The organism is Candidatus Pelagibacter sp. HIMB1715 (genome assembly GCF_052047595.1).
Taxonomy (GTDB): Bacteria; Pseudomonadota; Alphaproteobacteria; order Pelagibacterales; family Pelagibacteraceae; genus Pelagibacter.
On sequence record NZ_JBNAJY010000015.1, the window covers coordinates 74966 to 89447 of the forward strand.

A 14482-nucleotide genomic window follows, 5' to 3' on the forward strand; every position below is an offset into this window, starting at 1 on the left:
CATCATGAATATAGCTATAGTCGGAGCCACGGGCAATGTTGGAAGAAAAATACTAGAAGTACTTGAGAGGAAAAATTTGCCTATTTCAGAAATTTTTTTAGTTGCATCTGAAAGAAGTGCGGGTTCAAAAATTAATTTTAAAGGAAAAGACATAGAAGTTGAAAATTTAGAGACTTTTGATTTTTCAAAAGCAAAAATTACTTTTTTTGCAGCAGGTGGAAAAATTTCAGAAGCTTATGCCTCAAAAGCAGCAAGCGAGAGCATTGTAATAGATAATTCTAGTTTTTATAGAATGGACCCCGATGTTCCTTTAATTGTACCTCAAGTAAATGCGGATGACTTAAAAAATATAAAAAAAAATATTATTGCTAATCCTAATTGCTCAACTGCACAATTAGTCTTACCATTAAAACCAATCCATGATTTATTTAAAATAAAAAGAGTAGTTGTAGCTACATATCAATCAGTATCTGGTGGTGGTAAAGCACCAATGGATGAATTAGTAGAACAGACTAAGTTAGCACTAGAAAACAAAGCAATTGAATCAAAAAATTTTACAAAACAAATTTCATTTAATTTAATTCCACATATTGATGTATTTGCTGATGACGGATACACAAAAGAGGAATTAAAAATGACCAATGAGACTAAAAAAATTCTAGATCAAAATATTGAATTATCAGCAACTTGTGTAAGAGTACCAGTTTTAGTTTCTCATTCTGAAGCAGTAAATTTAGAATTAGAAAAAGAATTTACAATTGACCAAATTAAAGAATGTCTTGAGAAAATGGAAGGCTGTAAAGTTATTGATGAGAGACAAGATGGTGGATATTCAACACCACTTGAAGCGGCTGGAAAAGATGAGACATTCATTTCAAGAATTAGAGAAGATAAGACTAAAAAGAATTGCTTAAATATGTGGATTGTCTCAGATAATTTACTTAGAGGTGCAGCTTTAAATGCAGTTGAAATTGCCGAAACATTAATAAAAAATAATTTTTATGGAAAGTAAAAGACCTCTTTCTCCTCATATACAAATTTATAGATGGCACATATCCTCACTAGTATCTATTTCTCATAGAATAACTGGAATAATAAATATCTTAGCAATAACTTTAGTTTGCGTCTGGGTTTCTTGGCTAATTTTAGGAGAACCAAAATATGATTTGATAAACTTTTTTTTTAATTCATTTCTTGGAAAATTTGTTGCAATAGGGTTAACGTGGTCTTTTAGTTTTCAGATACTTAGTGAAATCCGACATATAATAATGGATATGGGTTATGGCTATGAACTGAAGACTACTCGTATAACAGGTTTGATGGTGATCTTTGGTTCATTGATTTTAACTATTTTATTTTACTTTATTGGAAAAAACTTTTTTTAATATGAATTTAGCTACCAAAAAATGGATGTTTTTAAAATTATCATCAATAATTTTAGTCCCTTTAATGTTTTGGTTTATAATTAATTTCATATCAGTTTATGATGGAGATTATTCTGAAGTAGTTAGTTTTTTTTCAAACAAAACAAATAAGTTTTTATTTAGTATATTTTTAATTTTTGCTTATTTTTTTTCTGCACTAAGTATTAGTGAGGTTTTTGAGGACTATATTTCTAATGAAAAAACCAAATATGTCGCAAACAGACTTCTCTATATTTCTGCTATAATCATCCCATTATTAACAATAATAATTTTACTTAATCTAAAATAATGAGCGCTTATAATATTATAGATCATGAATATGATGTAGTTGTCTTAGGAGCTGGTGGATCTGGCTTGAGAGCCGCTGTTGGATTAAGCGAAGCTGGATTGAAAACAGCCTGTATTTCAAAAGTATTTCCAACTAGAAGCCACACATCTGCTGCACAAGGAGGCATCTCAGCTGCACTTGGTAACATGGGAGAAGATGACTGGAGATGGCACATGTATGATACAGTTAAAGGTGCAGATTGGTTAGGAGATCAAGATAGTATTGAATATTTATGTAAAGAAGCTCCAAAAGCAGTTTTAGAGCTAGAAAAATATGGAGTTCCATTTAGCAGAACTGAAGAAGGAAAAATATATCAAAGACCTTTTGGTGGAATGACAAAAAATTATGGAAATGGAATTGTGCAAAGAACATGCGCTGCTGCAGATAGAACTGGTCATGCAATTCTTCATACGCTTTATGGACAAGCCTTAAAACATAACACTGAGTTTTTTATAGAATATTTTGCATTAGATCTCTTAATGAAAGATGGAGCGTGCAAGGGATTAATTGCGTGGAATTTAAACGATGGAACAATACATAGATTTAGAGCACACACTGTAATAATAGCCACAGGTGGATATGGGAAAGTCTATTATTCAGCTACATCTGCGCATACTTGCACTGGAGATGGAAATGCAATGGTATTAAGAGCTGGATTGCCTCTTCAAGATATGGAGTTTGTTCAATTTCATCCAACAGGAATTTATGGTCATGGCACGTTAATAACAGAAGGTGCTAGAGGTGAAGGTGGTTATCTAACTAACTCTAAGGGCGAAAGATTTATGGAAAGATATGCTCCAAATGCAAAAGATTTAGCATCAAGAGATGTTGTTAGTAGATCAATGTCTATTGAAATAAATGAAGGAAGAGGAGTTGGAAAAGATCAAGATCATGTTCATTTAAACTTAAGTCATTTAGATAAAGATATTATTGAAAGTAGACTTCCAGGAATTACTGATGCTGCAAGATTATTTGCAAATGTAGATGTAACTAAAGAGCCTATACCTGTTGTTCCAACAGTTCATTATAATATGGGTGGTATTCCAACAAATTACAAAGCAGAAGTTTTAACTGTTAATGGTTCAGAAAAAACTGTTCCAGGTCTGATGGCTATAGGAGAAGCAGCATGTGTATCTGTTCATGGTGCGAATAGACTTGGCTCTAATTCATTAATTGATTTAGTAGTGTTCGGAAGAGCAGCAGCAAAAAGAGCAGCAGAATTGGTTAAACCTGGAACTCCTCATGAAGAGTTACCTGAGTCTGAGACACAAAAATGTTTAGATAGATTTGATAAGTTAAGAAATGCAGATGGAAATAATAGTACCGCAGAACTTAGACTTTCAATGCAAAAAACAATGCAATCTAAATGTGCAGTATTTAGAACAGAAAAAAATTTAAAAGAAGGCGTTGATGATATTAGAAAAACTTATGATGGAATGGACTCTATTTCTGTTAAAGATAGATCTTTAGTATTTAATACTGATTTAGTTGAAACTTTAGAATTTGATAATTTAATTAGACAAGCAGTAACAACAGTAGAATCTGCTTATCACAGAAAAGAAAGCAGAGGAGCTCATGCCAGAGATGATTATCCAAAAAGAGATGATGATAAATTTATGCAACACACTCTTGCTTGGTGTGATGGAAAAAATACAAAAATTAGTTATAGACCAGTCCACAAGTCAACTTTGACAAATGATGTTCAATATTTTCCACCACAAGAGCGGGTATACTAATGGTACAATTGAATTTACCAAAAAATTCTGAAGTCAAAAAAGGTAAATATTTTAAAGATAAAACAGGCTCTAAAAATCTTAGAAGAGTAAATGTTTATAGATGGGACCCTTCTACTGAAGAAAATCCAAGAATTGATACTTATGAAGTTGATATGGATAATTGTCCTTCAAAAGTTTTAGATATTTTAAATAAAATTAAAAACGAAATTGACCCAACATTAGCTTATAGAAGATCTTGTGCTCATGGAGTTTGCGGTTCTTGTGCTATGAACATGGGTGGCAAAAATGGTTTAGCGTGCACAACTCCACATTCGGAAATTGATGGAGATATAGACATATATCCGCTACCGCACTTGAAAGTTAAAAGAGATTTAATTGGAGATTTGGATGGTTTGTATAAACAGTATCAATCTATTGAACCTTGGTTAAAAAATAATTCAAAAAAAGAAACAACAGAAATTTATCAATCTCAAGAAGATAGAGCAAAACTTGATGGCGCTTATGAATGTATTATGTGTGCATGTTGTTCAACATCTTGCCCAAGTTATTGGTGGAATGGAGATAAATACTTAGGTCCAGCAGTCCTTCTACAAGCTTACAGATGGATCGTTGATAGTAGAGATGAAGAAAGAAAAGCAAGATTAAAAAAAGTTGCTGATGAATTAAAACTTTACAGATGTCATACTATTTTAAATTGTACAAATGCTTGTCCCAAAGGCCTAAATCCAGCAAAAGCAATTGCAGAAATTAAAAAAATGTTAGCTACGGCCAATGTTTAAATAGACTATTAAGTTTTTTTGATTTAAAAGACCGTATTCATGAAATTAATAGAGCACTTCGTTAATGGAAAAATAATTCCAGGTTCATCTGATAGAAAAGGAAAAGTATTTAATCCTGCAACTGGAGAACAAGAATCTGAGGTTAGACTTGCAAGTAAATCTGATTTAAATCAAGCTGTAGAAGCAGCTAAAAAAGCATTTGAAACTTGGTCTGCGAAACCTCCCTTACAAAGAGCAAGGATAATATTTAAATTTAAAGAATTAATAGAAAAAAACTCTGATGAGTTAACAAAGCTAATAGTATCAGAACATGGAAAAGTTTTTGAGGATGCTAGAGGATCTTTAACAAGAGGGCTTGAGGTAGTTGAGTTTGCTTGTGGAATTCCTCATTTGTTAAAAGGTGAATATTCAGAAAATGTTGGAACAAATGTTGACAGTTGGTCAATGAGGCAACCTTTAGGGGTAGTAGCTGGAATCACTCCATTTAATTTTCCAGCAATGGTACCAATGTGGATGTTTCCAATAGCAATTGCTTGTGGGAATACATTTATATTAAAACCTTCAGAAAAAGATCCTTCATGTGCAATTAGATTAGCTGAGCTACTAAGTGAGGCTGGATTGCCAGAGGGAGTATTTAATGTAGTTAATGGCGATAAAGAAGCTGTTGATGCAATTTTAGTAAATAAAGATATTAAAGCTGTAAGCTTTGTTGGATCCACTCCAATTGCAAAATATATCTACGAAAATTCAGCTAAAAATGAAAAAAGAGTACAAGCACTTGGAGGTGCAAAAAATCACTTAGTAGTCATGCCAGATTGTGATTTGGATGGTGCAGTAAATGGATTGATGGGTGCAGCTTACGGATCTGCAGGTGAGAGATGTATGGCTCAATCTGTTGCTGTTGCTGTTGGAGATATTGGTGATGAACTAGTTTCAAGACTTTCAAAAAAAGCAGAGGCCTTAAAAGTAGGACCTGGTATGGATAAAACTTCAGAGATGGGACCTCTGGTTACAAAAGAGCATTTAGAAAAAGTAAAAAGTTATGTTGATTTAGGAGTTGAAGAAGGTGCTAAATTAGTTGTCGATGGAAGAAACTTAAAACTTCAAGGTTATGAAAACGGATTTTATATAGGTGGTTGTTTATTTGATCACGTTAATAAAGACATGAGAATTTATAAAGAAGAAATTTTTGGTCCAGTTCTATCTGTAGTTAGAGTTAAAACTTTTGAAGAGGCTGCAAAACTAATCAATGATCATGAATACGGAAACGGAGTAAGTATTTATACTAGAGATGGTGATGCAGGCAGAACATTTGCTAGTAAAATTCAAGTAGGAATGGTTGGTATCAATGTTCCAATTCCAGTTCCTATGGCCTTTCATAGTTTTGGTGGTTGGAAACGATCATTATTTGGAGATAGTGGCATGCATGGCATGGAAGGAATAAAATTCTATACTAAACTTAAAACTGTAACATCACGATGGCCTTCAGGTGTGCGTACAAACGCAGAATTTGTAATGCCAACAATGAAATAAGAGGAAATAAATGAAAAAAATATCTTTAATTGGCGCAGGCCAAATAGGTGGAACACTAGCACATTTAATTGGAATAAAGGAGCTTGTTGATGAAGTTGTTTTATTTGACGTTGCAAGTGGAATAGCTAAAGGAAAGGCTTTAGATATAGCTCAATCATCATCAGTTGATGGATTAAATGTAAAATTATCAGGTACAGACGATTATAAAGATATTAAAGATTCTGATGTTATCATAATTACAGCAGGAGTTCCTAGAAAGCCAGGAATGAGTAGAGATGACCTTCTTGGTATAAATTTAAAAATTATTAAACAGGTAGCTCAAGGGGTAAAAGAAAACGCACCGAACGCCTTCGTAATTTGTATCACCAACCCTTTAGATGTGATGGTTATGGCGTTTCAAAAGTTTTCAGGTTTGCCTGCAAATAAAGTTGTCGGCATGGCAGGAATTTTAGATAGCTCAAGATTTAAACTGTTTTTATCATTAGAGTTTGGTGTGCCTGTAAGAGAGATTGAAGCAATGGTTATGGGTGGTCATGGAGATACTATGGTTCCAATGCCAAGATTTACAAAAGTATCTGGCAAACCTTTATTGGATCTTGTGAAAGAGGGAAAGATCTCTCAAGAGAGAGTTGAAGAAATTAATCAAAGAACTAGAGACGGCGGAGCAGAAATCGTCAAGTATTTAGAAAAAGGTTCTGCTTTTTATGCACCTGCAGCATCGGGAGTTCAAATGGCTGAATCATATTTAAAAGATGAAAAAAAATTATTACCTTGCGCAGTGCAGTTAAATGGTGAGTACGGAGTAGAAAATGTTTATGCTGGAGTACCAGTTGTAATTGGTAAAGATGGAGTTGAGAAAATTGAAGTAGTGGATTTAGATGAAAAAGAAAACAAAGAGTTTATGCACTCTATTGATGCTGTAAAAGCTCTTTGGGAAGCTGCTTCTAAAATAGATCCAGATCTTTCAAAATAATAATGAACATTCACGAGCATCAAGCAAAAGAAATTTTAAAGAAATATGGAGCAATAGTTCCAGCAGGATTTTTTTCAACAAGTGTTGATGACTTGATTGAAAAAGCAAAAAATTTAAAAACTGAAAAGTATGTTTTAAAGGCCCAAATTCACGCTGGTGGCAGAGGTAAAGCTGGAGGAGTTAAAATTCTTAATACACTTGAGGAATTAAAAAATTCAGCAAATGAGTTGCTTGGAAAAACACTTGTAACTCATCAAACTGGACCAGAAGGAAGAGAAGTTAAGCGATTATATGTTGAAGAATCCTCTAATATAGAAAAAGAATTCTATTTATCATGTTTAGTTGATAGAGCGAGCTCAAAGATTGCATTTATTTCAAGTGATCAAGGTGGAATGGATATCGAAGAAGTAGCAAGCTCAAATCCAGAAAAAATTATTACAACTAAAGTTGATATAGCTGACGAAATATCAGATGCAGATTGTGAGTCAGTAATTAAAATTTTTGATTTGAACAGTGATGCAAAAGATCAGGCAATTTCATTAATCAAATCAATTTATAAAATGTTTATTAGCACAGATGCAAATATGGTTGAGGTAAATCCTTTGATTTTAACAAAAGAGGGAAAGATTGTTTGTTTAGATGCGAAAGTTAATTTCGACTCTAATGCATTATTTAGACACCCTGAAATACTAGAATTAAGAGATCTAAATGAAGAAGATCCTACTGAGATTGAAGCTAGCAAACATGATTTAGCTTATATCAAGTTAGATGGAAGTATTGGATGTATGGTTAATGGTGCAGGTCTAGCGATGGCAACTATGGATATCATAAAATTATACGGCAAAGAACCAGCTAATTTCTTAGATGTAGGAGGTGGAGCCTCAAAAGAAAAAGTTTCTGCAGCATTTAAAATCATTCTTTCAGACAAAAATGTTAAGGGAATTTTGATAAATATTTTTGGAGGAATAATGAGATGTGATGTGCTTGCACAAGGAGTGGTGGACGCTGCAAAAGAAATTAATATTAGCGTACCTTTGGTAGTTCGACTCGCAGGGACAAATTTTAAAGAGGGAAAAGAAATTTTAGATAATTCGGGTTTAAAATTAATTTCAGCAGAGAACTTAGATGATGCTGCTAAAAAAATTGTTGAGGCTATTAAATAAATGTCAGTCTTAGTTAATAAAGAAACAAAAGTAATTTGTCAGGGTTTTACAGGTGTACATGGAACTTTCCATTCAGAGCAAGCAATAAAATATGGAACAAATTTAGTAGGAGGTGTTACTCCTAAAAAGGGAGGTCAAAAGCATTTAGATAGACCTGTATTTAATTCTGTGGCTGAAGCTAAAGATGCAGTTGGGGCAGATGCTACTATGATTTATGTGCCTGCAAAATTTGCTGCAGCAGCAATTATAGAAGCTATCGATGCGTCTGTTGAATTAATTGTTTGCATTACCGAAGGTATCCCAATTCAAGATATGCTTAAGGTTAGAAAAAAATTAGATGGATCTAATAGCAGACTTATAGGTCCAAATTGTCCTGGAATTATAACTCCTGATGAATGTAAAATTGGAATTATGCCTGGTAATATTCATAAAAGAGGTTCAGTTGGAATTGTATCTAGATCTGGAACTTTAACATACGAAGCGGTTGCTCAAACTACTGAAAATGGATTAGGACAATCAACATGTATTGGAATTGGAGGAGATCCAATAAATGGTACAAATTTCATAGATTGTTTAGATCTATTTTTAAATGATGAAGAGACACAATCAATTTTAATGATTGGCGAGATAGGGGGTTCTGCAGAAGAGGAAGCAGCAGAATTTTTGAAAAACCATAAGATTAAAAAACCAACAGTTGGATTTATAGCTGGAATTACCGCGCCGCCAGGTAGAAGAATGGGGCATGCAGGTGCAATTATTTCTGGAGGTAAAGGTGGTGCAGAAGATAAAATAAAAAAAATGGAAGAATGTGGAATTACAGTCGCAAAATCACCATCAATAATTGGTAAAACTTTATTTGATAAACTGTCTAATTGAAAAATATTTTTTAGAGGGATATATTAAATAAAAAGATGTCATCATCAAAAAATCTCGATTTCGAAAAAAATTCATTTTTACATAAATCGAATAGTGCATTTATTGAGCAAATGTACTTAAAATTTATCAACAAAGATAAAGATCTCCCCGAAAGTTGGTTAAATTATTTTGAAGGAATTGGTGATGAAATAAAAGTTATTGCAAATGAAATAAATGGACCATCATGGGGACCAGAAAAAACAAAAATAAATATTGATGAGCTTCAAAAGAAAATAGATGAAAATGAAATTACTAATTTAAATAATGAAAAAATAGATACTTCAGAAAAATTTAATTTTCAATTACTTGCAGATTCTAACAAAGATTCAATAAGTGCTGTTGCCTTAATCAGAGCCTACAGATTAAGGGGGCATTTGTTAGCTGATCTTGATCCTTTGGGAATGAGAGAATCTGAATATTTAGATGAACTTCATCCAGAGTTTTATGGTTTTAAGAAAGAAAACTATGAAAGAAAAATTTTCTTAAACGGGGTGATAAATAAAAAGTATGCCAATATTAAAGAAATTTTAAAATTTATGAAAAAAACCTATTGTGGAAAAATAGGTTATGAGTTTATGCACATTTCTAATCCTGACGAAAGAAAATGGTTTAGAGATAGAATTGAGCAAGATGATAAAGCTCTTCAGTTTACTAAAAATGGTAAGGAAGCAATTCTAAATAAATTAGTTCAAGCAGAAGGTTTTGAAAAGTTTTTAGCAACTAAGTATGTTGGTACAAAAAGATTTGGATTAGATGGAGGAGAAAGTTTAATTCCTGCACTTGAGCAAATAATTAAAATTGGTGGTCAACAACAAATTAAAGAGGTTAAAATTGGAATGTCTCATAGAGGCAGACTAAATGTTTTAGCTAATGTTTTGCAAAAATCTTATAAAAGAATATTTAATGAATTTGCTGGTGAATATAGTGACGATTCCGAGGATAGTGCTGGTGATGTAAAATATCATCTTGGTGCATCTTCTGATAGACAATTTGATGGAAATTCTGTTCATGTTAGTTTGACAGACAATCCATCTCACCTTGAAGCAGTAAATCCTGTCGTTTTAGGACAAACTAGAGCAAAACAATTTTTTCATAAAGATAAGGAAAGAAACAAAGTTATACCAATACTAATTCATGGTGATGCAGCATTTGCTGGACAGGGTGTTGTAGCAGAATGTTTTGCTATGTCAGGACTACCAGGACACAACACGGGTGGAACTATTCATATAATTGTAAATAATCAAATTGGTTTTACAACGAGTCCTCGATTTGCAAGATCATCACCTTATCCTTCTGATGTTGCTAAAATGGTTGAGGCTCCAATTTTACATGTTAATGGAGACGATCCAGAAGCAGTTGTTTATGCAACTAGAATAGCTACAGAATTCAGATTAAAATTTAATAGAGACGTTGTAGTAGATTTAATTTGTTACAGAAGGTTTGGTCATAATGAGGGGGATGAGCCATCGTTTACTCAGCCATTGATGTATCAAAAAATTAAATCTCACCCAAGTGTATATAAAATTTATGGAAATAAACTTGTTAATGAAAAATCAATTACTCAAGAATTATTAAACCAAAATGTTAAATCATTTAAAGATTTATTAGATGATCAATACAAAAGTGCAAAAGACTACAAGCCTAAAATAGAATGGTTTGAGGGTACATGGTCAAGATATAAACCTGAGAAAGGAAAAGATAAAAGAGGAATATCAGGTTTTGATGAGGAGAAATTAAAAATAATTTCAAAAAAAATAAATACAGTACCATCAGAAAAAAATATTCATAAAACTATTAGTAAAATATTAAATGTGAGAAGAGACTCGATTGAAAAAGGAGTGGGAATTGATTGGTCTTCAGCAGAAGCTCTTGCATTTGGATCTTTGTTAGTTGAAGGATATCCAGTTCGTTTAGTTGGACAAGACTCTGGTAGAGGAACTTTTAGTCAAAGACATTCTGTACTAAGAAATCAAATTGATAATTCTAGATATATTCCACTAAATAATATTGTCAAAGGTCAAAAGCAATTTGAAGTAGTTGATAGTTTTTTATCTGAACTTGCTGTTTTAGGTTTCGAATATGGTTACAGTTTAGTTGAACCAAACACTCTAACAATTTGGGAAGCTCAATTTGGAGATTTTGCAAATGGAGCTCAAGTTGTGATTGATCAGTTTATAGCTTCAGGTGAGAGAAAATGGAATAGAGCATCAGGCCTTGTAATGTTATTACCTCATGGATATGAAGGTCAAGGTCCTGAACATTCATCTGCTAGATTAGAAAGATTTTTACAGTTATGTTCAAACGATAATATGCAAGTTATGAATTGTACAACTCCAGCCAATTATTATCATGCATTAAGACGTCAGATGCATAGAGATTTTAGAAAACCACTAATTATAATGACTCCAAAGTCATTACTCAGAAATAAATATTGTGTTTCTAACTTAGAGGATTTTAACAAACAAAATACTTTCCATAGAGTTTTGTGGGATCATGCGATCGATCCAAAATCAAATGGTTTTATTAAACTTAAAGAAAGTTCTGAAATTAAAAAAGTTATCTTGTGCTCAGGCAAAGTTTACTTTGATTTACTTGATGCTAGAGAAAAATTAAAAAGAGATGATGTAATTATGTTTAGAATAGAACAACTTTATCCTTTCCCGGCAAAAGCTTTAGTAAACGAACTTAAACCTTATGCCAAAAATGCTAAATTCTTTTGGTGTCAAGAAGAGCCAAAGAATATGGGAGCATGGTTTTCAGTGAGAGATTATATTCAATGGACATTAGATACTTTAAAGGCTAAATATAATGAAATTTCTTATATAGGAAGAAGCCCTGATGCAACTCCAGCAACTGGATATGCAAAGAGGCATAATTCTCAGCAACAAGAAATAATTAGTAAGGTGTTTGGTTAAATTATAATGAGTGAAAAAATAGTAGTTCCAGTACTTGGTGAAAGTATTACAGAAGCAACAGTTGCAAAATGGTTAAAAAAAACTGGAGATACGGTTGAAGCTGATGAACCAATTGTAGAACTTGAAACTGATAAAGTTAATTTAGAAGTTCCATCACCAATAACTGGTGTTTTAACAGAAATTAATTCACAAGATGGTTCTACAGTAGAAGTTGGAGCATTATTAGGCTCTGTTTCAGAAAATGGCGCAGCAAAAGTGACACCAACTAAAAAGAAAGAGGAACCTAAAAAAGTCGAAGAAACTCCTACTGAAAATAATGTAATAAAATTAGATACAAATAAAAAAGAACCAGAAATTTTTGAAGATAAAAAAACAGAAATTCAAAAACCTAAACCCTTAGTTTTGACAGAGGAAGTAGCACCAAACCCAGAACCAGTAAGAGAGAATAGAAATGATACTTTGTCTCCTGCAGTCAGAAAAATTGTTACTGAAAATAATATTGATATCGGTTCTGTTCAAGGTTCAGGAAAAAATGGTCAGGTTTTAAAAGGAGATTTAATTGGTTTAATGGGAGCAAATCCAAAACCATCAGAGAGAAAAATTCAATATGGTCAAGAAGAACGAATTAAAATGACTAGATTAAGACAGACAATTGCTAAGAGATTAAAACAAGCTCAAGAAAACGCTGCACTACTTACAACTTTTAATGAAGTTGACATGGCAAATATCATGGAAATGAGAAAAGAAAATCAACAAGACTTTCAAAGTAGATATGGAATTAAATTAGGCTTCATGTCATTCTTTGTTAAAGCATGTGTGGTGGCATTGAAACATTTCCCTGCTGTTAATGCTGAAATTGATGGCGATGAAATTATATATAAAAACTATTATAACATTAGTTTTGCTGTAGGTACGGATAAAGGTTTAGTTGTTCCAGTTTTAAGAAATGCAGATGAGCTTTCATTTGCAGATATTGAAAAAAATATCAAAGATATTTCTGAAAAAGCTAGAGATGGAAAATTAACAATTGAAGATCTACAAGGAGGAACATTTACCATCAGTAATGGTGGAGTGTATGGTTCAATGTTATCAACTCCAATTCTAAACTTACCCCAATCTGGTGTTCTAGGCATGCACAACATTGTAGAGCGACCAGTGGTAGTAGAAGGTGAAATAAAAATAAGACCTATCATGTATTTAGCTCTTTCTTATGATCACAGAATTATTGATGGTAAAGAATCTGTTTCTTTCTTAAAAATGATTAAAGAAAATCTAGAAGATCCTAGAAGATTATTTTTGGATATTTAAATGTCAGAAAAATTTCAAGCTGTAGTTATTGGAGGAGGGCCTGGTGGTTATGTTTGTGCAATTAGGCTTGCACAATTAGGTTTGAAAACAGCATGTATAGAGTCTAGAGGTTCACTAGGTGGAACTTGCTTAAATGTTGGCTGTATACCATCAAAAAGTTTATTAAATCTTTCTGAAGAATTTCATAAAGTAAAAAATTTATCCAATAAGGGTATCGAGATAGGTGAGGTGAAACTTAATCTTGAAAAGATGATGAAAAGTAAAGATAAAGCTGTAACAATATTGACCAAAGGTGTTGAATTTCTTTTAAAAAAAAACAAAGTTACTTATTTTAAGGGTCACGGAAGCTTTAAATCAAAAAATCAAATCTTAATTAAAGATGATAAGAATAATGAGACAATTATTGAGTCAGAAAAAACAGTAATAGCAACCGGATCTGTACCAGTTTCATTACCTGGAATTGATATTGATGAAAAAGTAATTGTTTCCTCTACAGGGGCTTTAAAATTAGAAAAAGTACCAAATAAAATGGTTGTAGTTGGAGGTGGCTACATTGGTTTAGAGATGGGTTCAGTTTGGTCAAGATTAGGTTCAGAAGTTCAGGTCGTAGAATTTTTAGATCATATTACACCTGGAATGGATAAAGAAATTTCATCTGAGTTTATGAAAATTTTAAAAAAACAAGGCATTAAATTTAATATGCAAAACAAAGTTGAAACAATTCAGAAAAATAACAACGGAGCAGTTGTTTCAACAGTAGACAAAGACGACAATAAAAACAATTTTGAATGTGATGTGGTATTAATTTCTGTTGGAAGAAAGCCAAATACCGATGGATTAAATTTAGATGCAGTAGGAATTGATTTAGATGAAAGAAAAAGAATAAAAACTGATAAAACTTTTAAAACAAATGTCGAAAATATTTTTGCTATTGGTGATGTAATAGTTGGACCAATGCTTGCGCATAAAGCTGAAGATGAAGGAATTGCAGTTGCTGAAAATATTGCAGGGCAATCTGGACATGTTAATTATGATACGATACCTGGTGTTGTGTATACAACTCCAGAAGTTGCATCTATAGGTAAAACAGAAGAACAATTAAAAGAACTTAATCAAAAGTATAAAGTTGGTAAATTTTCATTTATGGCAAATTCTCGTGCTAAAGCAATTGATGATGCTGAGGGATTTGTAAAAATATTAGCAGATGACCAAACAGATAAAGTATTAGGAGCTCATATTATAGGCCCTCATGCAGGAGAGTTAATCGCTGAAATAGGTGTAGCTATGGAATTTGGTGCAAGTTCAGAAGATATAGCAAGAACATGTCATGCGCACCCAACATTTTCAGAAGCAGTTAAAGAAGCTGCATTATCAGTAGATAAAAGAGCAATACACTCTTAATGATAAG

Annotated in this window: 12 protein-coding genes; all 12 read left to right on the top strand. The window is 32.5% G+C overall.

The features are described 5' to 3' along the window. Nucleotides 1-4: 4 nt before the first annotated feature. The 12 genes from ACTTAY_RS04655 to lpdA are packed head-to-tail and all read left to right on the top strand — an operon-like array spanning nt 5 to nt 14475. Nucleotides 5-1012: an aspartate-semialdehyde dehydrogenase gene (locus tag ACTTAY_RS04655; protein WP_440672553.1), complete on the top strand. Its 1008-nt coding sequence runs from the start codon at nt 5-7 to the stop codon at nt 1010-1012. Further along, the gene (sdhC, locus tag ACTTAY_RS04660; RefSeq protein ID WP_440672554.1) at nt 1002-1385 is read left to right on the top strand and encodes a succinate dehydrogenase, cytochrome b556 subunit; all 384 of its coding nucleotides are present in this window, start codon (nt 1002-1004) and stop codon (nt 1383-1385) included. The genes ACTTAY_RS04655 and sdhC overlap by 11 nt, the downstream gene beginning before the upstream one ends. A gap of 1 nt (nt 1386) precedes the next feature. After that, nucleotides 1387-1713 carry a succinate dehydrogenase, hydrophobic membrane anchor protein gene (gene sdhD / locus ACTTAY_RS04665; protein WP_440633083.1) on the top strand — a complete coding sequence of 109 codons (327 nt, stop codon included), beginning with the start codon at nt 1387-1389 and terminating at the stop codon, nt 1711-1713. After that, the gene (gene sdhA, locus ACTTAY_RS04670) at nt 1713-3488 is read left to right on the top strand and encodes a succinate dehydrogenase flavoprotein subunit (protein WP_440672555.1); all 1776 of its coding nucleotides are present in this window, start codon (nt 1713-1715) and stop codon (nt 3486-3488) included. Before sdhD ends, sdhA begins: the two co-directional genes overlap by 1 nt. After that, nucleotides 3488-4267 (top strand): succinate dehydrogenase iron-sulfur subunit, encoded by a 780-nt coding sequence (locus ACTTAY_RS04675; RefSeq protein ID WP_262589896.1) that lies wholly within the window; start codon nt 3488-3490, stop codon nt 4265-4267. Before sdhA ends, ACTTAY_RS04675 begins: the two co-directional genes overlap by 1 nt. A 39-nt stretch (nt 4268-4306) precedes the next feature. Continuing rightward, complete coding sequence (locus ACTTAY_RS04680; RefSeq protein ID WP_440672556.1) at nt 4307-5800, top strand: CoA-acylating methylmalonate-semialdehyde dehydrogenase; 1494 nt, start codon at nt 4307-4309, stop codon at nt 5798-5800. A gap of 10 nt (nt 5801-5810) precedes the next feature. After that, nucleotides 5811-6773, top strand: a complete 963-nt coding sequence (gene mdh, locus ACTTAY_RS04685) for a malate dehydrogenase (protein ID WP_440672557.1) — start codon at nt 5811-5813, stop codon at nt 6771-6773. Nucleotides 6774-6775: 2 nt separating this feature from the next. Further along, nucleotides 6776-7936 carry an ADP-forming succinate--CoA ligase subunit beta gene (sucC, locus tag ACTTAY_RS04690; RefSeq protein WP_440672558.1) on the top strand — a complete coding sequence of 387 codons (1161 nt, stop codon included), beginning with the start codon at nt 6776-6778 and terminating at the stop codon, nt 7934-7936. Further along, on the top strand, nt 7937-8812 hold the full coding sequence (gene sucD / locus ACTTAY_RS04695; RefSeq protein WP_440672559.1) for a succinate--CoA ligase subunit alpha: 876 nt from the start codon (nt 7937-7939) through the stop codon (nt 8810-8812). Nucleotides 8813-8847: 35 nt separating this feature from the next. Next, nucleotides 8848-11766 (top strand): 2-oxoglutarate dehydrogenase E1 component, encoded by a 2919-nt coding sequence (locus tag ACTTAY_RS04700; RefSeq protein ID WP_440672560.1) that lies wholly within the window; start codon nt 8848-8850, stop codon nt 11764-11766. Nucleotides 11767-11772: 6 nt separating this feature from the next. Further along, complete coding sequence (odhB, locus tag ACTTAY_RS04705) at nt 11773-13074, top strand: 2-oxoglutarate dehydrogenase complex dihydrolipoyllysine-residue succinyltransferase (protein ID WP_440672561.1); 1302 nt, start codon at nt 11773-11775, stop codon at nt 13072-13074. After that, nucleotides 13075-14475 (top strand): dihydrolipoyl dehydrogenase, encoded by a 1401-nt coding sequence (lpdA, locus tag ACTTAY_RS04710; RefSeq protein ID WP_440672562.1) that lies wholly within the window; start codon nt 13075-13077, stop codon nt 14473-14475. Nucleotides 14476-14482: the final 7 nt, after the last annotated feature.

Coding starts and splice junctions, on each gene's coding strand:
- mdh (WP_440672557.1), top strand. CDS start 5,811: ATGAAAAAAATATCTTTAATTGGCGCAGGCCAAATAGGTGGAACACTA.
- sdhA (WP_440672555.1), top strand. CDS start 1,713: ATGAGCGCTTATAATATTATAGATCATGAATATGATGTAGTTGTCTTA.
- lpdA (WP_440672562.1), top strand. CDS start 13,075: ATGTCAGAAAAATTTCAAGCTGTAGTTATTGGAGGAGGGCCTGGTGGT.
- ACTTAY_RS04680 (WP_440672556.1), top strand. CDS start 4,307: ATGAAATTAATAGAGCACTTCGTTAATGGAAAAATAATTCCAGGTTCA.
- ACTTAY_RS04675 (WP_262589896.1), top strand. CDS start 3,488: ATGGTACAATTGAATTTACCAAAAAATTCTGAAGTCAAAAAAGGTAAA.
- sucD (WP_440672559.1), top strand. CDS start 7,937: ATGTCAGTCTTAGTTAATAAAGAAACAAAAGTAATTTGTCAGGGTTTT.
- odhB (WP_440672561.1), top strand. CDS start 11,773: ATGAGTGAAAAAATAGTAGTTCCAGTACTTGGTGAAAGTATTACAGAA.
- ACTTAY_RS04700 (WP_440672560.1), top strand. CDS start 8,848: ATGTCATCATCAAAAAATCTCGATTTCGAAAAAAATTCATTTTTACAT.
- sdhC (WP_440672554.1), top strand. CDS start 1,002: ATGGAAAGTAAAAGACCTCTTTCTCCTCATATACAAATTTATAGATGG.
- ACTTAY_RS04655 (WP_440672553.1), top strand. CDS start 5: ATGAATATAGCTATAGTCGGAGCCACGGGCAATGTTGGAAGAAAAATA.
- sdhD (WP_440633083.1), top strand. CDS start 1,387: ATGAATTTAGCTACCAAAAAATGGATGTTTTTAAAATTATCATCAATA.
- sucC (WP_440672558.1), top strand. CDS start 6,776: ATGAACATTCACGAGCATCAAGCAAAAGAAATTTTAAAGAAATATGGA.